Origin of the sequence: uncultured Thiohalocapsa sp., from assembly GCF_913062725.1 — a bacterium.
GTDB lineage: Bacteria > Pseudomonadota > Gammaproteobacteria > Chromatiales > Chromatiaceae > Thiohalocapsa.
Map to the genome: position 1 here is coordinate 25,864 of NZ_CAJXWY010000021.1, position 20,977 is coordinate 46,840.

Genomic DNA, 20,977 nt, shown 5'->3' on the forward strand with positions numbered 1-20,977 from the left:
CTCACAGGTCCCGGGCGGTGCACATGATCTGGGCGGTGGCCACCGGCTTGTCGCCCACCCGCGCCTCGCCGGCGAATTTCCAGATGCCGCGCTTGACGTGGAGCACGGTGACATCCAAAAGCAGCTGATCGCCCGGCTCCACCGGCTGCTTGAAGCGGGCCTTGTCGATGCCGACGAAGTAATACAGGGATTTTTCACCCACCTCGTCGGGTCTCGATTCCATGGCGAGCAGGCCGGTGGCCTGGGCCATGGCCTCGACGATGAGCACGCCGGGCATGACCGGACGGATCGGGAAGTGGCCGGTGAAGAAAGGCTCGTTGATGCTGACGTTCTTGAGTCCCAGCAAGCGCTGGCTCGGCTCGAACTCGAGGACTTTGTCGATGAGCAGGAACGGATAGCGGTGCGGCAGGAGACGCAACACCTTGTGAATGTCCATCGTTGTCAATGTTGCCTCCAGGGCCCTGACGAGACGCTGCCACAAGGCGGAGCGCCGCAACAGCCGGGCCGCCGCCGCAGCACGACGGCTGCGGCGGCGGGGGGATGGCTGAGCGGTGCGGGACTTGCAGCAGGGTCCATTGGTCGAGTTTGTTATTGAATCACTGGCGATGGCGCGCGCATCGGCGGCCCGGCGACGTCGCCCGCCGGCGGCTAACCAAGCCACCCGGCCCGCGGCGGCCGTGGAACGGCACCGGGCTCGCATCGGCGTGCCCCGGACGCCGGGCGGGTGGCGCGCGCCCCATCGAGGTTACGAGATTATGACCTGCGCCGCGGCGTCGGTGCGCTCGGCTGCGGCGGGCCCTGGTCAGGCGCCTGACCCTGTTGTTGCGGCGCCTGCGCTGGGGCCTGCGCTGGGGCCTGCTCCAACTGCTGCACACGCGCCTGCAGCACAGGCAACCGGCGCAAGCGGGCGATGAGTCGGCGCCACTCGGCATTGGGCATGGCCGGGATGCCGCTGCTATAGACGCCGGCGCTGTCCTGGGAGCGGGTCACCATGGCCATGCCGGTGAAATGGACGTCGTCGCCGATGTGCAAATGCCCGGCCATGCCCACGGCACCGGCGATGGTGCAACGGGCACCGATGTGCGTGGAGCCGGAGATGCCGGAGCAGGCGGCCATGGCCGTATGCTCGCCGATGACGACGTTATGGCCGATCTGCACGAGGTTATCGATCTTGACACCGTCGGCGATGACCGTGTCCTCGATGGCGCCGCGGTCGACGATGCTGTTGGCGCCGATCTCCACATCATCGCCGAGACGGACACTGCCGACCTGGGGGATGCGGACCCAACGCTCGCCGTCTTTGGCGAAGCCGAAGCCGTCGCGGCCGATGACGGCGCCCGGATGCAGCAGATTCCTGGCGCCAATGTGAGCGCCGGCGCAGACACTCACGCGCGCGACCAGCTGGCTGCCGGCACCGATATGGCTGCCGGCGCCGATGCTGCAATGCGGGCCGAGCTCGACCTCGGCGCCGATGCGGACGTCGGCGGCGATGACGCACAGGGGGCCGATGGCGGCGGTGGGGTGGATGTGGGCGCTCGCATCCACCACGGCGCTTGGGTGCACGCCAGCCGGGGGACGCGGGCGCGGATGCAGCCGCGCTGCGGCCTGCGCAAAGGCCAGTGCCGGATTGTCTGCGATCAGCGCCGTACAGGGCGCGGCATCGGCGTCGGCGCGGCCGACGATGACCGCCCCGGCCTGGGTCGTCGCCAGCCGGTCACGGTAGCGCGGATCGGCGAAGTAGCTCAGGCTGTCGGCCGTCGCCGCGTGCAGCGGCGCGACGCCCGCGAGGGTCACGTCGTCGCCGCGCAACGTCAGCCCGAGATCGAGCGCCAGTTCGCTGGCCGCTAGCGCCACCGCTCAGACCATCCTGCACACACCGCCACCGGTCATCAGCGGCGGCGGAATTCTTCGGTGAGGCGCTCGACCACGTCCGCGGAGATGTCGATGCGCTCGCTGAAATAGACCACGCCCTCGCTCACGATCAAGTCGATGTTCTGTTCCTTGGCGATTTGCTGGACCACCTCTTCGACCTGCTTGACCAGCTTGGTGCGCAGCTCGCTTTGGCGCAGGGCGAAATCTTCCTGCAGCTCGGCCTTGGCGTAGCGCAGGCGGCGCTTGCGGGTGCGGATGTCGTTCTGTAGCCGTTTGGCCTCCTCTTCGCGCATGAGCGCGCCGTCGCGCTCGAGCTTGCTCTCCAGGCGATCGATGGACTCCTGCTGATCGAGCAGATCGGCTTCGCGCTCGGCGACTTCGGTGCTGAGGGTTTGGCGCGCTTCCTCGTATTGCGGCGACTCCTCGACGATGCGGTTGGGGTCGATGACCGCGATCTTGAGCTGTTGCGCGCTGGCGGGCGCCGCCGCCAGCAGCGCCATCGCCAGCGACAGGTAGCACAACGAGGGAGAGGGGCGAAGCAACATCAGAACGTCTGGCCAAAGCTGAATTGAAAGACTTGCTCTTCGTCTTGGTCTTTTTTGTTGAGCGGGTAGGCGAGACTCACGGTGAGGGCGCCGACCGGCGAGAGCCAGGCGAAGGACAGGCCGGTGGAGTAGCGCAGGTCGCCGAGCTCGAAGCCCGTGGGCGTGACCAGGTCGGTGTCATCGGTCCACCAGACATTGCCGAAGTCCAGGAAGGCGCCGACCCGCACCGTATTCGCCAGGTTATCCCCCAGCGGCGGCGGCGCATAGACTTCGAGGCCCCCCGTGAGCTCGAGATTGCCACCCACCGGGTCTTGGTCCAGCGTCGTCTCCCGCGGGCCCAGCGTGTTGGCCTTGAAGCCGCGCACGCTGCGCGGGCCGCCGCCGTAGAAGTTCTCGAAGAAGGGCAGTGCCTGGGTGCTGCCATAGCCATCGCCGTAGCCGAGATCGCCCTTGAGTGCCAGCGTGACCCGCCGTGCGAGGGGCAGGTACTGGCGCCCGCGCGCGGTGATGCGGTAGTACTGCAGATCGCTGCCGGGGATGGCGATCTCGCCGAACAGGCTCTGCAGGCTGCCCTCGCTCGGGAAGACCGCGGAGTCGCGGGAGTCGTTCACATAGCTCGCGGTGAGGAAGAAGTCGTTGAACACATCGCCGTTTTCGGCAACGAAGTCCCGGGCGAGCAACGACTGACCGGCGAAGAACTTGGTGTACTGATAGTAGGCGCCGACGCCCGCCCGGGCGGTGTCGGAGATGGGCAAGCCGAAGTCGATGGCCGCGCGGCCGACATCAGTGGAGTAATCGGCGCCGATGAGCTGATCGAAATTGGTGGAGCGATAGCTGACGTCGAAGCCGCGGCTGATGCCGTCGATGGTGTAGTACGGATTGGTGTAGGCCAGGCGGTAGAGCTGGGCGGTACGGCTGGTGTTGAAGGCGAAGGCCACCCGCTTGCCGGTGCCGAGGAAGTTCGATTGTGACACGCTGGTGTTGAAGATGAGCCCCTCACTTTGGGAAAAGCCGATGCCGGCCATCAGGTTACCGGAGGGACGTTCTTTCACCGTGACATTGACGTCGACCTGGTCGGCGGTGCCGGGCACCGCCGGGGTCTCGATATTGACTTCCTCGAAGTAACCGAGGCGCTGCAGGCGCTCGCGGGAGCGCTTGACCAGATCGGTGGAGAACCACGCGGTCTCGAGCTGGCGCATTTCCCGGCGCAGCACCTCATCGCGGGTGCGGGTATTGCCCTGCATATTGATGCGGCGCACATACACGCGGTTGCCCGGATCGACGAAGAAGGTTACGGCGACGGTCTTGGCGTCCGCATCCACTTCGGGCACGGCGTTGACGTTGGCGAAGGCATAGCCCTCGTCGCCCAACAGCTTGGAGACGCGGTCCGCACTCTCGGTGGCGGTCTTGCGGGAGTAGACTTCGCCGCGGCGCATGTGGATGAGCGGGAACAGGCGCTCGGCGGGAACCGATGGCTCGCCGGCGAGCTGGATGTCGCTCACGCGGTACATATCGCCCTCGTCCACGGCGATGGTGAGGTAGATATCCTTTTTGTCCGGGCTGATGGACACCTGCGTGGAGGTGATCTCGAACTCGATGTAGCCGCGGTCGAGGTAGAACGAGCGCAGTGATTCGAGGTCGCCCGCCAGTTGCGGGCGCGAGTAGCGATCGTTCTTGGTGTAGAACGACAGCCAGTTGGTGGTGCCGAGCTTGAACTCCTTCAGCAGTTCCTTGTCGGTGAAGGCCTCGTTGCCGACGATGTTGATCTGCTTCAGGCGTGCGGTGAGGCCCTCGTCGATCTCGATGCGCACGGCGACGCGGTTACGCTCCAGGGGCGAGACCGTGGACTCGATGCCTACGCCGTACTTGCCGGAGGCGAAGTATTGACGCTGGAGCTCTTGCTCGATGCGATCGAGCACGGAGGGATCGAACACGCGCCCTTCGGCGAGACCCACTTCCACCAGCCCCTCTTTGAGAACATCGGTGTTGAGCGACTTGTTGCCGGTGATCTCGATCTCGGCGACGGCGGGACGCTCGCGCACGGCGATGACCAGCACGTCGCCGTCGCGCTCCACCGCGACATCTTCGAAGAAGCCCGTGCCGTAGAGGGTGCGGATGATCTGCGCGGTGACACCGTCACCAACCGTATCGCCGATCTGTACTGGCAGGTAATTGAAGACCGTGCCGGCGGCGATACGCTGCAGGCCCTCGATGCGGATGTCGGCGATTTGGAAGACATCTGCGGCCGCCGCACCCGCCATGAGCAGCAGGGCGAGGACCATGGACAAGGCGGACCGGCGTCGGCCGGCGGCTTGGGCTGTGGGTTGTGACACGCGTCCCCCGAAGGCGTTGGCCAGCTGCAGAACGACCTGCGGCCACCGCCGTCGTACCCAGGGCGAGAGGACGTATACGCTTTGGCTCCGCAGTGCGCGGCTTGCGCGTGTGCAGGCGGCTGCGATGATCGGCTGCGACGGACGATGGAAACCGCGTCTTCGCTGTCCTTAGACGTCTCGCCAGGGATAGCGAACGGTCGCCCGGTCCCCAGACCGCATCAGTATAGGACAAGCGGCCCGTCTAGCCAAAGATTCGAGCAATATCCACGTAGAAGGCCAAAGTCATCAAGCAGACTATCAATAGGATGCCAAGGCGTTGGCCGTAGGCCTGGACTTCCTCGGAGAGCGGTCGCCCGCGCACGGCTTCGAAGGCGAAATACAAGAGCTGGCCGCCGTCGAGCACCGGAATCGGCAGCAGGTTCAACAGGCCAAGGCTGACGCTCAGCAGCGCCAGGAACTGCAGATACGGCTCGATCCCGAAGCTGGCGGTCTTGCCGGCGGCGTCGGCGATGCCGATGGGCCCACTCAGATTCTCGACCGAAGCCGTGCCCACGAGCATGCGCCCGACCAGACGCAGGGTCATCACGGAGAGATCGCCGACCCGGCGCAGCGCCTCGACGAAGGCATCCACGGGTCCGTAGCGCACCGTCACCGCGAGGTCTGCGAACAGATCCCCGGGCACCTCAGGGCCGGCGCCGATGCGCCCCACCTGGCTGCCGTCGTCGCGGGCGACGGCGCGCGGCGTCAGCTGCAGCAGGCGCTCGGAGCCGTTGCGCAGCACCCGCAGGGCCAGGGCATTACCCGGATTGGCCTGCACGGCCTCGACGAAGTCCATCCAGCCCGTGACGGCGACACCGTCCATGGCGACGATGCGGTCGCCCGGTTGCAGGCCGGCGGTGTCCGCCGGCTGGCCGGATACCACCTCGGCGATGACCGGTGGAATGGGCGGGGTGTAGCGTTCCACACCGAGCTGGGACAACAAGTTCTGCCCCGCGCCCAACCGTGACAGCTCGTCGGCGGGCAGGCTGCGCAGGGCGCGGTCGCCATCGGCGGTGACGACGACCACATCGACATCGTCGCCGCCGAGGGACGCCGACAACAGCACCCGCCAGAACTGTCCCCAGGTGGCCACGGGCTGCCCATCGACGCTCTGGATGACGTCGCCCGGCGCCAGCGCGGCCTCGGCGGCGACGGACGCCGGTGTAACCGCGCCCACCTGCGGGCGCAGGCCGCTCTCCCCGGCCATGAGCAGGCCCCAGTAGAGCAGGATGGCGAGCAGAAAGTTCGCCGCCGGGCCGGCGACGGCGATGAGGCTGCGCTTCCAGACCGGCTGGGTATTGAAGGCGTAGGGGAGATCCGCCGGGTCGACGTCGTCCTCGCGCTCGTCGACCATTTTCACATAGCCGCCCAGGGGCAGCGCGGCGATGACGTATTCCGTGTCGTCGCCGCGGCGGCGCCAGGTGTAGAGCGCCCTGCCGAAGCCGACGGAGAAGCGCAGCACCTTGACGCCGAGCCGCCGCGCAACCCAGAAGTGGCCGAACTCGTGGATGGTCACGAGCAGGAGGATGGCCACCAGGAAGGCGACGATATTGATGAGCAGGACGAGCATGGGCTATGCGACCAGCGCGGCGACGCATTGTTCCGCTGCGCGCCGGGCGGCGGCGTCGACGCTCAGCACGTGCTCGAGCCCGCTCAGGTCCACGGGCTCCGGCGGCAGCCCATCCATGGTCTGCTCCACCACGCGGGCGATGTCGGTGAAGCCGATGCGCCGATCGAGGAAAGCGGCGACGGCGACCTCGTTGGCGGCATTCAGCACGACGGGCGCGGTACCACCCTCGCGCGCGGCCCGGTAGGCGAGGCGCAGGCAGGGAAAGCGCTCCGGCGCCGGCGGCTCGAAGTCGAGCCGTGCGATGGCGAACAGATCCAGGGGCTCGACGCCGGCGCCGATGCGCTCGGGCCAGCCCAGGGCATGGGCGATGGGTGTGCGCATGTCCGGGTTGCCCAACTGCGCCAGCACCGAGCCGTCGGTGTACTGCACCATGGAGTGAATAACGCTCTGGCGGTGCACCACCACCTGGATGCGCTCGGGACGGGTGGCGAAGAGCCAGCAGGCCTCGATGATCTCCAGGCCCTTGTTCATCATGGTGGCGGAGTCCACCGAGATCTTGCGGCCCATGCTCCAGTTGGGGTGGGCCACCGCCTGCTCGGGGGTCACCGCCACCAGGGTCTGCGGATCGGCATCGCGGAAGGGGCCGCCGGAGGCGGTGAGCAGGATGCGCTGCACGCCCGCCTCGGGCAGCCCGCGCTCATGGGCCGGCGGCAGGCATTGGAAGATGGCGTTGTGCTCGCTGTCGATGGGCAGCAGCGTGGCGTTGTTCTCCCGGGCGGCGTCCATCAGCAGCGCACCCGCCACCACCAGGGCCTCTTTGTTGGCCAGCATCAGGCGCTTGCCGGCGCGCGCCGCCGCCAGGCTGGACATGAGCCCGGCGGCGCCGACGATGGCGGCCATCACATACTCCACATCGTCCAGTGCGGCCACCTCGATGAGGGCCTCGGCCCCGCGCAGCACCCGCGGCGGCCGCGGCATATCGGCCAGCAGTGCGGTAAGCGCATCAGCGCCGGCGGGGTCCACCATCACGGCGTAGTCCGGATTGAACCGCCGGCATTGCTCGGCGAGGCGTTCGGCGTTGCGATGCGCGGTCAGTGCGACGACGCGAAAGCGCTCCGGATGACGGGCGACCACGTCCAGCGTGCTGACGCCGATGGAGCCCGTGGAGCCGAGGATCGTGATGCCTTTCATTGCGCCAACCCCAACCAGATGAAACCCAATGCGAACACCGGCGCAGCGGCGGTTATGCTGTCGATGCGATCCAGCACACCGCCGTGGCCGGGCAGCAGCGTACCCGAGTCCTTCACCCCGCGCCGGCGCTTGAGCCAGCTCTCGAACAGGTCGCCCACCACCGACAGCGCCACGGTGATGACGCCGAGGAGCACCAGCAGCGCCTGGCCCGCGACAGCCAGCCCCAGCCCCCAGCCCGCGAGCACCAGTGCGAGTGCCACGGCGACGAGTGCGCCGGCGAGCCCCTCCCAGGTCTTGCCGGGGCTGAGACGGGGCATGAGCTTGTGCCGGCCGAAGCGCCGGCCGATGAAATAGGCCGCCGAGTCGGCCAGCACGATCATCGCCACCAGGCCCAGCACCAGCATCGGACCGTCGTCGCTGCCGCCATGCAACCGCACCAGCGCCAGCCATGGGGCCGCGAGCACGAGCAGCCCGAGCGCCAGCAGCCCCCAATCGATGCCCGCCGCCGGCTGCACCCGCAGACGTGGCAGTGCCGCGGCGCAACCGAGCCACCACAACAATGCCGGCAGCAGCGCCAGCGCGGGGGCGCCGATGCCCCAGAGCAGCAGGAGCGTCAGGGCCACCACGGCGATCATCGCCAGGCGCGCCGGCGTCGTGTCGACGCCCACCAGCGCCGCCCATTCCCAGGCGGCCAGCATGACGATGGCGGCGATGAAGCCGGCGAACAGCGATGTTGGCAACAACAGCACGCCAGCTACGAATCCCGGCACCAGCCAGGCGGAGGTGCGCAGTCGTGCCCGTAACGCATCGCCCGCCACAGGTCCGTCAGCCGCCGACGACATCCACACTGGCCGCGATCTGCTCGCCGGTGCGACCGAAGCGGCGCTGGCGGCGCGCAAAATCATGCAGCGCCGCCCCATAGGCATCGGCGTCGAATTCCGGCCACATCAATTCGGAGAAATACAGCTCTGCGTAGGCCGACTGCCACAACAGAAAGTTGCTGATGCGCTTCTCGCCCCCGGTGCGGATGAACAGATCAGGGTCGGGCAGATCGGGAAAGGACAGGCGCGCGGCGACACAGGCCTCATCGATGGCCTCGGGTGCCAGCCGACCGGCGGCGACGTCGCGGGCGATGGCGCGCACGGCCTGGGTCACATCCCAGCGCCCGCCGTAGTTGGCGGCCACTTGCAGGATGAGCCGTCGGTTGTTGCGGGTGGCGACCTGGGCCTCGTGGAACTGCGCCTGCAGCCGCTCGGAGAAGGCAGAGAGATCACCGATGACGCGCAGCTGGATGTCGTGCTCCACCAGTCGCTGCACCTCCATCTGCAGCGTGCTCATGAAGATCTCCATCAGGACCATGACTTCGGCGCGCGGGCGGCGCCAGTTCTCGCTGCTGAAGGCGAACAGCGTCAGGGCGCCCACGCCGTGGCGGATGCTTTCCTCGACGACGACCCGCACGCTTTTCGCACCGGCGCGGTGACCGGCGCTGCGCGGGAGACCGCGTTGCTTGGCCCAGCGGCCGTTGCCATCCATGATGATGGCGACGTGCGACGGTACACCCCTGGACCTGCCCTTGGCGTCGATGGCCGTGATCTCGCTACTCACTTGTGGTGCGCTTCGTGGGTGCGAGCGCCCGCTAGATGGACATCAGATCGGCTTCCTTCTCCTCCAGGATCCGGTCCACCTCTTTCACGAACTGATCGGTGAGCTTCTGAACGATCTCCTCGCCGCGATGCTCGTCGTCTTCGGAGATCAGTTTTTCCTTCACCAGCTCTTTGAGCTGGTGATTGGCGTCGCGGCGGATGTTGCGCACGGCGACCCGCGCCTGCTCGGCTTCCGCCCGGGCGATCTTCTGCAGGTCGCGCCGGCGCTCTTCGGTGAGCGGCGGCATGGGCACACGGATGACGGTGCCGGCGGTGTTCGGATTGATGCCGAGATCGGATTGGATGATGGCCTTCTCGACCACGGACACCATGTTGCGGTCCCAGGGTGTGACGGTGAGGGTGCGGGCGTCTTCGACGGCGACGCTCGCGGCCTGGCTGATGGGCACCTCGCTGCCGTAGTAGGACACGCGAACGTGGTCCAGCAGCGATGGGTGCGCCCGACCGGTGCGGATCTTGGCGAGCTCATGGCTGAGCGCCTCGGCGCTCTTGGCCATGCGCTCGGCGGCGTCTTTCTTGATGTCGTCGATCATGCTTCGTGTCCAGGCTCGACCAGCGAGCCAATCTCTTCCCCGGCGGCGACGCGCTGCAGCGCTCCGGGCTCGAAAATGCTCATGACCCGCAACGGGATGCCATTGTCCCTGCACAGCACCACGGCGGTGAGGTCCATGACACCGAGGCGCTCGCGCAGCGCCTGGTCGTAGGTGATGCGGGGGTAGAAGCGGGCCTGTGGGTCTTGCTTCGGGTCCGCGGAGTAAATACCGTCGACCATGGTCGCCTTGACCATGAGATCGGCATCGATTTCCACGGCGCGCAGGCTGGCGGCGGAATCGGTGGTAAAGAACGGATTACCGGTACCGGCGGCAAACAGTACCACGCGTCCCTTCTCCAGGTGGCGTATGGCGCGGCGGCGGATGTAGTCCTCGCAGACCTGGTTGATCTTGAGCGCGGACATCACCCGGGTGGGCACCCCGATGCGCTCCAGCGCATCCTGCATGGCGAGGGCATTCATCACCGTGGCCAGCATGCCCATGTGGTCGCCGGTGACGCGGTCCATGCCGCGGGCGGCCAGGCCGGCACCGCGGAAGATGTTACCGCCGCCCAGCACCAGGGCCATCTGGGTGCCAGCACGGGCGCATTCCGCCACATCCCGTGCCAGCCGTGCGAGCACGTCGGGGTCGATGCCGCAGGCGCCGTCACCGAGCAGCGCCTCGCCGCTTAGCTTGACGAGGACCCGGCGCAGAGGAGGCGATGCTTCGGTCATGGGCGGAGCGGACAGTCGACGACGCTGGCTGTTGGCGCGGCGGCGGGCTCGAGAGGTGAGCCCTGCGGTGCGGGCGCATGATACACGAGCAGGGCCGTTGTGGTGCGGCCGATCGCGGCCGCCGGCGACCACCGGTTGCGCCATGCGCGCCGGCGGCTATGACGGCGGCCCCTCCCCGGTCGCCGCACCCACCGTCGCAGACGCGGGTCACTCGGCCTGCTTGGCCTGCGCCTGTACCTCTTCGGCGAAGTTCTCGGTCTTCTTCTCGATGCCCTCACCCACTTCCAGCCTGGCGAAGGCCGCCACCCGGGCGCCGGCCTGCTTCAGCAACTGCTCGACGCTGGTGTCGGGATCTTTGACGAAGGCCTGGCCCAGCAGCGTCACCTCCTCGGTGAACTTGCGCATGCGCCCGCCGATGATCTTGTCGACGATCTCCGGCGGCTTGCCGCTCTCGAGCGCCTGCGCCCGAAAGATCTCGCGCTCGCGCTCCAGCGCCTCGGCGGGCACGTCGTCGGCGCTGACGCACATGGGGTTGGTGGCGGCAATGTGCATGGCGATGTCGCGCCCGAGGGCTTCGTCGCCCCCGACCAGGTCGACGATGACGCCGATGCGCACGCCGTGGCGGTAGCTGTGCAGCCGCCCTTGGGGGGCGTCGAAGCGCACCAGCCGACGCAGCTGGACGTTCTCACCAACCTTGGCGACGAGCGCCTCGCGGGCGGTGTCGAGGGTGGTCGCGCCATCGCCGGCGAGCGGTTGCCCGCCCAGTGTCTCGACATCCGCCGCAGCGCTGACCAGCGCCGTTTCGCCGACGGTTTGCGCGAAGCGAGCGAAGTTTTCGTCTTTGGCAACGAAGTCGGTCTCGCTGTTGATTTCCACCATGACGCCGCGGGTGCCGCCGTCGGCGAGTTGGAGTTCCACGACGCCATCGGCGGCGATCCGCCCGGCCTTCTTGGCGGCCTTCGCCTGGCCGGATTTGCGCATGGCCTCGATGGCCGCCTCGATGTCGCCATCGGTCTCTTGCAGCGCGCGCTTACATTCCATCATGCCGGCGCCCGTGCGCTCGCGAAGCTCCTTCACCAAACTGGCAGAGATTGCCATGACCTACTCCAAGTGCTGCAGAACGAAAAGATGAAGCGTTTAACAGGGCTGTCGGGGGGCTGCTGCGCCGCGTCTCAGGACGCCGCCGCAGCCTCGCCTTCGGCACCGGCTGCGACCTCGGCCGGCGCCTCTGCGGGCGGCGCCGGCTGGGGCTCGGCGGCCGGCGCCTCGCCCCGACGCCCGGCCATGGCGGCGGCGGTTTGACGGCCGTCGAGCACGGCGTCCGCAGCACCCTCGATGTAGAGCCGCACCGCACGGATGGCGTCGTCGTTGCCCGGGATCACGTAGTCGATGCGGCTGGGGTCGTTGTTGGTGTCCACCACGCCCACCACCGGAATGCCGAGCTTATTGGCCTCGGACACGGCGATCTTCTCGTGGCCGACGTCGATGACGAACATGGCATCTGGGAGGCCGTCCATGTTCTTGATGCCGCCCAGGCTCAGCTCCAGCTTGTCGCGCTCACGGCTCAGCGTCAGCGCTTCTTTCTTGGCAAAGCGCTCGATGCTGCCGTCTTCGAACATGGCCTCGAGGTCCTTGAGCCGCTGAATCGACTGGCGCACCGTCTTGAAGTTGGTGAGCATGCCACCGAGCCAGCGGTGATTGACGTAAGGCATGCCGCAGCGGGCCGCATGCTCGCGGATCGCGTCCTGCGCGGCGCGCTTGGTGCCCACGAACAGGATGCGCCCGCCGTTGGCCGCGAGCTTGCCCATGTAGCCCATCGCCTCCTGGTACAGGGGCAGGGTTTTTTCCAGGTTGACGATATGGATCTTGTTGCGTTGGCCGAAGATGTACGCCGCCATCTTCGGGTTCCAGTAGCGGGTTTGGTGACCGAAGTGGACACCGGCCTGCAGCATCTGCCGCATGGAAACGTCGCTCATTATTGTGCCTCTGGTTTGGGTTGAACCTCCACGTGCCCCATGACGCAACCCGGCTGACGGGCACCCGGCGTCATGTGTCGGTACGTGTGTGGCATTACGCAGTCGCGCCGCATCCGGCACGGTTGCGAGTCATGGACTTCATCGTCTTAGGAGGTCGCCGCCGGGGGCAACGCCGCTGAAGGCGGTGATGGTGGCCGAGCGCACGCGGGCGCGGCGGATATCGCCAGCCGGGCTGGCCCCACCGTCACGCACAGCGTGCGGGGTAGCCGCCTATCTGGCCGCCGCTTATCGTCGGTTTGCTCGCCACCGCTCGCTTTTATACCATGTAGGATGTTTTTGGGGCAATTCAGGGATCGGCCCGATGCTTGGCCCCAGAGCTGAACTCGGCGCTGGGCTCGGCACTGGACCCGGCATTGGGCCTGGCACCGGACCCGGTCCTCGGCTTGGTTGAGTCCTGGGGCGATCCCATGTCCGCCATTGCAGCCGGGGTGTGCCAGACGCCAGTCGCCGCCAGCTCGGTCCGGCCAGCTCGGTCCGCAGGGGCCGGATGGGATGACCCGACGGGGATGATTGGCGACGACGGGGGCTTGTCGTCATACCCATGGAGCCAGCGGGATTCGACGCCCCCGTCCCGCCCGCTGCCTCCGCGCCGACGGCGCCAGAAAGCCCGGATGTGACGGGTCGACGTAACCATGGCGGCACGCCCGCCGCAGCCAGGAATGATCTGTGGATGCCTCGCGAAACGATATGGCGGTAAGCATTAAATCCGACGCCGAGATCGCCAAGATGCGCGTCGCCGGGCGGCTGGCGGCCGAAGTGCTGGAGATGATCGGCGAGCACGTGGCGCCGGGCATCACCACCGGCGAGCTGGACCGTATCTGCCACGAGCACATCGTCAACGTTCAGGGCGCCGTGCCAGCGCCACTCAACTATCGCGGCTTCCCGCGCTCCATCTGCACGTCGGTGAACAACCAGGTCTGCCACGGCATTCCCGGCAACAAGCGCCTGAAGAAGGGCGACATCGTCAATATCGATGTCACGGTCATCAAAGATGGCTACCACGGCGATACCAGCAAAATGTTCTGTGTCGGTGAGTCCTCGGTGCTGGCGAAACGGCTGGTTGGCATCGCCCAACGGGCCCTGTACACCGGCATCGAAATGGTGCGCCCGGGCGCGACCCTCGGCGATATCGGGCATGCCATCCAGACCCTGGTCGAAAGCCATCGCTACTCCGTGGTGCGCGAATACTGCGGGCACGGCATCGGCCGGGAGTTCCACGAGGAGCCCCAGGTGCTGCACTACGGCAGGCCGGCGGAGGGCCTGACGCTGCAGCCCGGCATGTGCTTCACCATCGAGCCCATGGTCAACGCCGGCAAGCGCCAGGTGAAGCTGCTGCAGGACGGCTGGACGGTGGTCACCAAAGACCGCAGCCTCTCGGCGCAGTGGGAGCACACCATCGTGGTGACGCCGGAGGGCTGCGAGATCCTGACCCTGCGCGACGAGGAGCGCGCCGCGGCAGCCGCCTGACATCGCCGCCTGACATCGCCACCTGACATCGCCACCATCACCTGAGCGCGGGCACCTGCTGCCGCATCGCCGCCGGGCTGCCGACGACGGACATTCCCCCGGAGCCCATCCCCGGGGGCCCATCCCCCGGGGATAGGGTGACCATCGGCGCCACCCGCCGACAGCCGCCGCAGGCCACGGACTGGCGTCAACCGCAATGAGTCCAGCCGGAGCCGACGCCATGATCCAGGTGTACACGAGCCCTCCCACCGCCGACGGGCAAGCCGCTGCCACGGCCCCGGCCGGCGCCGCCGGCGAGGCCGATGCCATCGCCGCCTTCAAGGCGGAGCTCGCCGCCGCGCGCGCCGCCTTGTTCGCGCGCTACGACCACGGCGAGCCCGTCACCGAGCTGGTGGGCCGCTGGAGCCGGGACATCGATCGTTTGGTGATGGCCGCCTGGCAGCGCTGCGTGCCCGCGGCCGAGGCCGCGGCCGTGGTGGCCGTCGGCGGCTACGGCCGTGGCGAGCTGCACCCGAGCTCCGACATCGATCTGCTGATTCTGGTGGGCGATGATGCCGCCGATCGCCTCGCCGAGGTCATCGGCGGGCTGGTGATCTTTCTGTGGGATATCGGGCTGGAGATCGGCCACTCGGTGCGCACCGTGGACGATTGCCGGCGTGAAGCCGCCGACGACATCACCGTCGTCACCAACCTGTTGGAAGCGCGGCTGATCGACGGCGATGCCGAGCTGTTCGAGCGCATGCGCACCGCCGTGGGTCCCGCGAGCATCTGGCCGAGCGAGGCCTTCTTCGCGGCCAAGCGCGACGAGCAGCGCAAGCGCCGGCTCAAGTACGGCGATACCGCCTACAACCTGGAGCCGAACATCAAAGAGAACCCGGGTGGCCTGCGGGACATCCAGATGATCGAGTGGGTGGCCAAGCGCCACTTCGGCGCCGACAACCTGCACCAACTGGTGGACGAGCGCTTCCTGACGGAGACCGAGTACCTGGCGCTGCGCGACGGTCAGGCCCTGCTCTGGCGCATTCGCTTCGCGCTGCACCGCCTCACCGGGCGCCGCGAAGACCGCTTGCTGTTCGACTACCAGCGCACCCTGGCGGACGAGCTCGGTTTCACGGACCAGGGCGACAATCTGGCCGTCGAGCAGTTCATGCAGCAGTACTATCGCGCCGTGATGGAGCTGAACCGGCTCAACGAAATGCTCATGCAGCTGTTCCAGGAGGCCATCCTGCTGCATGATCAGATCGGCCCGCCGGAGCCCGTCAATAAGCGCTTTCAGTCACGCAGCGGCTATCTGGAGGTCACCCACTCGCAGGTCTTCGCCCGCTCGCCCTTCGCGCTGCTGGAAATCTTTCTGGTGCTGCAGCAGCATCCCAGCCTGCAGGGGGTGCGCGCCAGCACCATCCGGCTCATTCGCGAGCACCGCCATCGCATCGATGATGATTTCCGCGAAGACGTGCGCGCCCGCAGTCTGTTCATGGAGATCCTGCGCCAGCCCCGGGGTGTCACCGCCGCGCTGCGGCGCATGAACAGCTACGGTGTGCTGGCGGCCTACATCCCGGCCTTCGCGAACATCGTCGGGCGCATGCAGTACGACCTCTTCCATGTCTACACCGTGGACGAGCATACGCTGCGACTGCTGCGCAACCTGCGCCGGTTCACCATCCCTGAGCACAACGGCGAATTTCCGCTGTGCTCCGCCATCGCCCAGCGCATCCCCAAAGTGGAGCTGCTCTATCTCGCCGGGCTGTTCCACGACATCGCCAAGGGCCGCGGCGGCGACCACTCCATCCTCGGCGCGCGCGAGGCCTGGGACTTCTGCCAGCTGCATTATCTCAGCGAATACGACAGCCGCCTGGTGGCGTGGCTGGTGGAGCATCACCTGCTCATGTCCATGACCGCGCAGCGCAAGGACATCTCGGACCCGCTGGTGATCCAGGCCTTTGCGGAGCAGGTCACCGACGCCAACCGCCTGGATTATCTCTACCTGCTCACCGTCGCCGACGCCCGTGCCACCAACCCCAAGCGCTGGAGCTCCTGGAAGAACGCACTGCTGCGCGACCTCTACCAGGCCGCCCGACGCACCCTGGTGCGGGGACTCGACAATCCACAGGCCCAGAACGACCTCATCGAGCAGAAGCAGCGCGAGGCCATGCGCCTGCTGGCTTATGAAGGCATCGACGCGGCCGCCTGCCGCGATCTCTGGAGTCGCTTCGGCATGGACTTCTTCACGCCGAGCTCACCGGAAGAGATCGCCTGGCAGACCCAGCGCATCCTCACCACGGCGCCCGCCGACCTGCCACTGGCGGTGATTCGCCCCATGGCCTCGCGCGGCTGCACCGAAGTGTTCCTGTTCTCCCGCGACGAGAAGAACCTCTTCGTGCGCATTACCGCGCTGCTCGATCAGCGCGCGCTCAACATCATGGATGCGCGCATCACCACCACCGACGACGGCTATGCGGTGAACGCCTTCCAGGTGCTGGGCCCCGACCACCGCCCCATCGACCAGGGCGGCGACACGGATGAGCTGCGCGACCTGCTGCTCGCCGCACTCCGGCGCCCCGGCGGCAAGCGCCCGGTGGTGAGCCGCCGCCTACCGCGTCAGCATCGACATTTCTGGGTGGAGACCCGCGTCAGCTTCGCCGAGGACCCGCGCAACCGCCGCACCATGATGCGCCTCACCACCTTGGACCGGCCGGGGCTGCTCGCCGAGATCGGCGTCGTGTTCGAGGTCTGCGATATTCGCCTGCAGAGCGCCAAGATCGCCACCGTCGGCGCCGAGGCGGACGACGTCTTCTTCATCTCCACCCAAGACGGCGCCCCCATCGTCTGCGAGCAGACCCTCACCTGCCTGCGCCAACACATCCACGAGCGACTGGAAGGCGCCACCGACGAGCGATCCTGAGCGGCCGCGGTGCCCATCCCCCGCCCCGGCGGCGACCGCCCCCTTGGCCCCACGGGTCGAAAGAGCCATGACCGGGAACATTGACGACGATTGCTGTCTGTCCTAAAACCGACAATCAGCAGTCTCTGATATGGAGCGGCACGGGCGCCATGGTCTGCAACGGGCGGAAGATCTCCTCAGCCACCGTCGGTGCGGGCCTGCGCGTGTCCCCCATGGCCACGCGCGCCTCAGCGCCTTGGCATCCGCCCGTGAGCCTGCACGCCCTTGCCCTGGCCGCGCTGCTGCTCGCCGCCGCCGTCGCCAGCGCCGGGCCGGCGGGCGGCACGGCCGCAGCGCCGCCGCCGCGGGATGCATCCCCGGGCACGAGCGGTGCCGAGCGATCCAATCCGGACCCCGCCGATACGGCCCCGGCCGGCCCCGCTATGGGGGCCGACGAGCACCCGTCGACGCCGCAGGACGATCTCGCCCCCGACGACATGGTGCCGCGGTGGCTGGAGGCGGTGCGCGCCCAGCGTCGCGCGCTGCAGGAGCGTCGCCGGGCGCAGCATCAGGCGCGCCGCCGGGCGTTGGATCCCGTGGGCAGCGCCCGCCAGCAGGCCATGGAAGAGGAATTCCGGCGCCGGCGCCGGGAGATGCGCGACATGATCGCCCGGGATCGCTGGCTGTTTCTGAATTTCGGGCCCTGGCTCTCGCCGCTGCCGACAGCCCCGGGCCCGTCGGCGCCCGCCGGCGTTGCGCCGTCGCAAGCCGCGCCGGACGACGACGCCGAGCAGACGGCACCGGCCGGCGAGCTGCCGGAATGGGACAACGGCTGGTACTTCCGCGGTTGGTAACCAGGGGCCGTCGGCGGGCGGCTCACCCGCGCTGCGGTGTCGCCAAGCTGGATCCCAAGCTGGGCCCCAAGCTGGGCCCCAAGCTGGGCCAGGCGTGGCCGCGCCCCATAAGACGCCGGCGGCGCGCGCGTCTGGGCCCTATGGCGGCGTTTCGTCGCGCCCGCGGTGCTTGGCGGATTCGGGTGCCGGATCGGCGGTGAGCACCGGCAGATCCTGCTGGGCGTACACCAGGCGCTCCGCCTGCTTCTGCTCGCGGGCGCGGATCATTTTCTCTTGCCGGGAGCGCACGCCATAGCCCAGTGCCGCGCCGCCGGCGGCGGAGATGGTCAGCAGGCCCAGGGTCATCAGTTGTGCGAACATCAACGCCACCCCAACGCCGACGGTACCGCCGACGGCTAGGCCCGTCTTGAGTGTGGCGCCGCCGGAGCTGCGCTTGCGTTGCCTGGCGAGCTTGGCCTTCTCCTTCTCGGCCTGGACACGCAGCTTCTCGCGCTCACGGGCATGGCGCTTGTGCTGGCGTGCGACGGCCTGCTCCTTGACGCTGCCGATCACCGAGTCGAACCAGAGCGCCACCAGCACGCCCAGGGTCAACGCCAGCGCCGCGAACAGCCAGACGGTCTGTTGTAAGTCCGTCATCAGCGCCGTGTAGGTGATCAGCGCCGTGGCCACCTGCAGCAGCAGGATGCCGATCAGGAATTTGAAGACACCGCCGATGCGCGGTCCCAGCATGCCGTTCTCCTGCCGCTCAGCGGCCCTGTTGGACGGCGCCCGTCGGCGGCGATGGGCCTGCGCCGGCGCGAGCGAGCATGAAGACCCAGTCGCCAGCCGCCGGCGGCGCGGCCGCCGCGTCGATGGCCGGATCGGGGAACATGCCGACGAGCCGGCTGCGCACCGCCCGCAGGCTGTCCGCCCGCCCGGCGTCGGCCGCGGGGATGGCGCGATCGTAAGCATCCACCACGCTGTACATATACTCGCGGCCGACGCCACTCAGGTCCACGAGCATGCGCACATGATCGCCGCCTCGCGGCACCAGCCGCGGTTCCAGGCTGGAGACGAGGAAAGGTCCCGGCGCCGTCGCCAGACGCGCCGCCAACGCCGGCTCGCCGGCGCGGCGCAGGTATTGGGCAAGGGTGCGGCGCAGCAGCGCCGACAGCTCGGGACTGGTGCGCTCCCCCAGGGGTGATGCCGCGCGCCCCGTCCGCACGGGCACCAGAAAGGTATGGGCGCTCGGGGCCGGTGGCGCGCCGCCGGAACCCGCCGCCAGCACATAGGTCTCGAGCACCCGCAACAACTCGTCGTAAGCGCCCGCATGGGCCCCGGCGCCCAAATCGGCCGGATCGCCGGGGAGGATGTAAGTGTAGATGCCATAGCCCGGCTCGGCGTTACCGAGCAGGCGATCCAGGCCAGCCGTGGGGCGCTCGGTACCGCCGGCCGACGGCAAATACAGCAGCGCGTCGTCGCCGGCGCCCAGGGCCGGCGATGCGCCGGCCCGTGCCGGGCGCCTGGCGTCGGCACGCAACAGGCCCTCGGCGGCGGCACGCTCGATCACCAGCGCCGCAGCGTCGCCGCTGCGGGCGACGGCGCGCTCGATGACGGGCACGGCGGCCTCGGGCCCGTAGCGAGCCACCACCTCCGAGACGACATCCGCAAGGTTGCCGCAGCGCCCGCTGATGAGCGCATCCACCGCCGATGCCGGCGGTACGCCGGCGGTTTGCAGGTCAGCGGCCAGGATGGTCAGTAATGAGGTCTCAGTGACATTCGCCGGCCGGCTGGCGCAGCGGGCGGTCACCGTGCGGCGTAGCCGCAGGTCTTGTGCCGACGGCGCGCCATCGGCCCCGACCGCCGGGCCGCCCGCCGCCGCCGGGCGTCCGCTCGTGCGTTCCTGCGCTCGGCGCCAGCGCGGTGGTGCGCCCGGGTCCGCCGGCACGCCGGGCGTTATGGCCGCGGCGGGCGCTGATCCCCGGGAGTCGGCCTGCGTGTGCGCCGACTGGGGTCGATGCCCCGGGCCGCCCGGCGGCTGTGCACAGGCAGCTAGCAGCAACGCGGCCGCAGGCGACAGAGCGGTGACAGATCGGGGCATGGCGAGTGGACGCTTGACGAATGTGGCCGGCACTCAGCGGATATGGTGGCGGATTGACGGCGTGCTGGATGATAGCGGAATCCGATGCGACTCAGCATCGCCGCCACCGCGGCCGGGGCCAGAACTGGCACTGGGTCTTGAAAAGCCGCAGTCGCGCAAAAACCTGCCCCCATGCCACGACACCCGGCCAGGGACCGCACCGGGCGGCATACGACACCTGACAGAGGCCCGTCGCCTCCGGACGATCGGCGGTTGCAGACTGGCTGGCGGAGGCTGCCCTCGCAGACGTCCGCATCGGCTTCACGATAGCATCGCGACCGTCGAGCCCGCCGCCGGGCGCCACCCGGACCGCCATCGCAATCACCGGCCGCCGGCCCGCGCCGGGCATGCCCGTTGAGTCACCGTTCGAAGCCATGGACAAGCCCTACTCCCCTGCGTGCGACGAGAATAAGGCGCCTATCCTCGCCGTGCTGACAACGCTGTTCGCGGACCGGCGCCACGTGCTGGAAATCGGCGCGGGCACCGGTCAGCACGCGGCGCACTTCGCCCCGGTGCTGAGCCATCTCACCTGGCAGGCCAGCGATATCGGCGCACACCTGCCCGGCATCGACCGCTGGCTCGCGGAGGCCGATGTGCCCAATCTGCCCGCGGCCATCGAGCTGGATGTGGACGGGGCGTGGCCCGACGGCGGAGCAGGACCCGATGCGGCGCCGGGCGAGCGCCCGAGTGGGCCCGTGGATGCCGCCTACAGCGCCAACACGGCACACATCATGTCTTTGGCGCAGGTGGCGCACATGTTCGCAGGGGTCGGCGCCCTGCTGCCGGCGGGGGCGCCCTTCGCGCTCTATGGCCCCTTCAGCCACGGCGGGCGCCACACCAGCCAAAGCAATGCGGAGTTCGACCGCATGCTGCGCATCCGCGACCCCCTCTCGGGCGTGCGCGACCTCGACGAGCTGACACCGCTCGCGGCTGCGGCGGGCCTGGCCCTGGAAGACGATATCGCCATGCCCGTCAACAACCGCATCCTGGTCTGGCGCCGGCATTGACGATCCTGGTCCTGCCCGTATGAGCCCGCGCGCCCCCCGGCATGACCCCGGGCATGACCCTTGGCTGCAGCCCTGACCGCCCCATCGACGGCCTCTCCGGAGCATACCTTCTGAGCGCACCCCCTGACTCCGCCTTCT

At 68.4% G+C, this 20,977-nt stretch carries 18 protein-coding genes; 4 read left to right on the forward strand and 14 right to left on the reverse strand.

From position 1 onward, the window contains the following. Position 1: 1 nt before the first annotated feature. From fabZ to rpsB, 12 genes are all read right to left on the reverse strand, one after another. A complete protein-coding gene (fabZ, locus tag QZ588_RS07765) occupies positions 2 to 436 on the reverse strand; it encodes a 3-hydroxyacyl-ACP dehydratase FabZ (protein ID WP_295541472.1) in 435 nt (144 codons plus the stop codon). A 317-nt stretch (positions 437 to 753) separates the two neighbouring features. Then, on the reverse strand, positions 754 to 1,854 hold the full coding sequence (gene lpxD / locus QZ588_RS07770) for a UDP-3-O-(3-hydroxymyristoyl)glucosamine N-acyltransferase (RefSeq protein ID WP_295541473.1): 1,101 nt from the start codon (positions 1,852 to 1,854) through the stop codon (positions 754 to 756). 35 nt (positions 1,855 to 1,889) lie between these two features. Continuing rightward, positions 1,890 to 2,372 (reverse strand): OmpH family outer membrane protein, encoded by a 483-nt coding sequence (locus QZ588_RS07775; RefSeq protein WP_295541526.1) that lies wholly within the window; start codon positions 2,370 to 2,372, stop codon positions 1,890 to 1,892. Positions 2,373 to 2,416: 44 nt separating this feature from the next. After that, positions 2,417 to 4,699, reverse strand: a complete 2,283-nt coding sequence (gene bamA, locus QZ588_RS07780; RefSeq protein ID WP_295541528.1) for an outer membrane protein assembly factor BamA — start codon at positions 4,697 to 4,699, stop codon at positions 2,417 to 2,419. Between the two features lie 292 nt (positions 4,700 to 4,991). Beyond that, positions 4,992 to 6,359 carry an RIP metalloprotease RseP gene (rseP, locus tag QZ588_RS07785; protein ID WP_295541474.1) on the reverse strand — a complete coding sequence of 456 codons (1,368 nt, stop codon included), beginning with the start codon at positions 6,357 to 6,359 and terminating at the stop codon, positions 4,992 to 4,994. A 3-nt stretch (positions 6,360 to 6,362) separates the two neighbouring features. After that, on the reverse strand, positions 6,363 to 7,550 hold the full coding sequence (gene ispC / locus QZ588_RS07790; protein WP_295541476.1) for a 1-deoxy-D-xylulose-5-phosphate reductoisomerase: 1,188 nt from the start codon (positions 7,548 to 7,550) through the stop codon (positions 6,363 to 6,365). After that, entirely contained in the window at positions 7,547 to 8,368 is an 822-nt protein-coding gene (locus tag QZ588_RS07795) for a phosphatidate cytidylyltransferase (RefSeq protein WP_295541478.1), read from the reverse strand. Before QZ588_RS07795 ends, ispC begins: the two co-directional genes overlap by 4 nt. A 7-nt stretch (positions 8,369 to 8,375) precedes the next feature. Then, positions 8,376 to 9,143 (reverse strand): polyprenyl diphosphate synthase, encoded by a 768-nt coding sequence (gene uppS, locus QZ588_RS07800; RefSeq protein WP_366929543.1) that lies wholly within the window; start codon positions 9,141 to 9,143, stop codon positions 8,376 to 8,378. A 43-nt stretch (positions 9,144 to 9,186) separates the two neighbouring features. Next, positions 9,187 to 9,744, reverse strand: coding sequence for a ribosome recycling factor (frr, locus tag QZ588_RS07805; RefSeq protein WP_295541482.1), 558 nt, complete (start codon positions 9,742 to 9,744; stop codon positions 9,187 to 9,189). Beyond that, complete coding sequence (gene pyrH / locus QZ588_RS07810) at positions 9,741 to 10,475, reverse strand: UMP kinase (RefSeq protein ID WP_295541484.1); 735 nt, start codon at positions 10,473 to 10,475, stop codon at positions 9,741 to 9,743. The genes frr and pyrH overlap by 4 nt, the downstream gene beginning before the upstream one ends. Before the next feature lie 207 nt (positions 10,476 to 10,682). Continuing rightward, positions 10,683 to 11,573, reverse strand: coding sequence for a translation elongation factor Ts (gene tsf / locus QZ588_RS07815; RefSeq protein ID WP_295541486.1), 891 nt, complete (start codon positions 11,571 to 11,573; stop codon positions 10,683 to 10,685). Between the two features lie 74 nt (positions 11,574 to 11,647). Continuing rightward, entirely contained in the window at positions 11,648 to 12,436 is a 789-nt protein-coding gene (rpsB, locus tag QZ588_RS07820) for a 30S ribosomal protein S2 (protein ID WP_295541530.1), read from the reverse strand. 762 nt (positions 12,437 to 13,198) lie between these two features. Here rpsB and map point away from each other — a divergent pair. From map to QZ588_RS07835, 3 genes are all read left to right on the forward strand, one after another. After that, positions 13,199 to 13,978, forward strand: coding sequence for a type I methionyl aminopeptidase (gene map, locus QZ588_RS07825; protein ID WP_295541488.1), 780 nt, complete (start codon positions 13,199 to 13,201; stop codon positions 13,976 to 13,978). 220 nt (positions 13,979 to 14,198) lie between these two features. Continuing rightward, a complete protein-coding gene (gene glnD, locus QZ588_RS07830) occupies positions 14,199 to 16,880 on the forward strand; it encodes a [protein-PII] uridylyltransferase (RefSeq protein WP_295541490.1) in 2,682 nt (893 codons plus the stop codon). A 248-nt stretch (positions 16,881 to 17,128) separates the two neighbouring features. Next, positions 17,129 to 17,713 (forward strand): hypothetical protein, encoded by a 585-nt coding sequence (locus tag QZ588_RS07835; protein WP_295541492.1) that lies wholly within the window; start codon positions 17,129 to 17,131, stop codon positions 17,711 to 17,713. Positions 17,714 to 17,851: 138 nt separating this feature from the next. On the opposite strand, the gene QZ588_RS07840 is transcribed toward QZ588_RS07835, so the two are convergent. After that, positions 17,852 to 18,442 (reverse strand): hypothetical protein, encoded by a 591-nt coding sequence (locus QZ588_RS07840; protein WP_295541493.1) that lies wholly within the window; start codon positions 18,440 to 18,442, stop codon positions 17,852 to 17,854. 16 nt (positions 18,443 to 18,458) lie between these two features. Next, positions 18,459 to 19,502 (reverse strand): hypothetical protein, encoded by a 1,044-nt coding sequence (locus QZ588_RS07845; RefSeq protein WP_295541496.1) that lies wholly within the window; start codon positions 19,500 to 19,502, stop codon positions 18,459 to 18,461. A 677-nt stretch (positions 19,503 to 20,179) separates the two neighbouring features. On the opposite strand from QZ588_RS07845, the gene QZ588_RS07850 reads away from it, so the two are divergent. Next, positions 20,180 to 20,839: a DUF938 domain-containing protein gene (locus tag QZ588_RS07850; RefSeq protein WP_295541498.1), complete on the forward strand. Its 660-nt coding sequence runs from the start codon at positions 20,180 to 20,182 to the stop codon at positions 20,837 to 20,839. Positions 20,840 to 20,977: the final 138 nt, after the last annotated feature.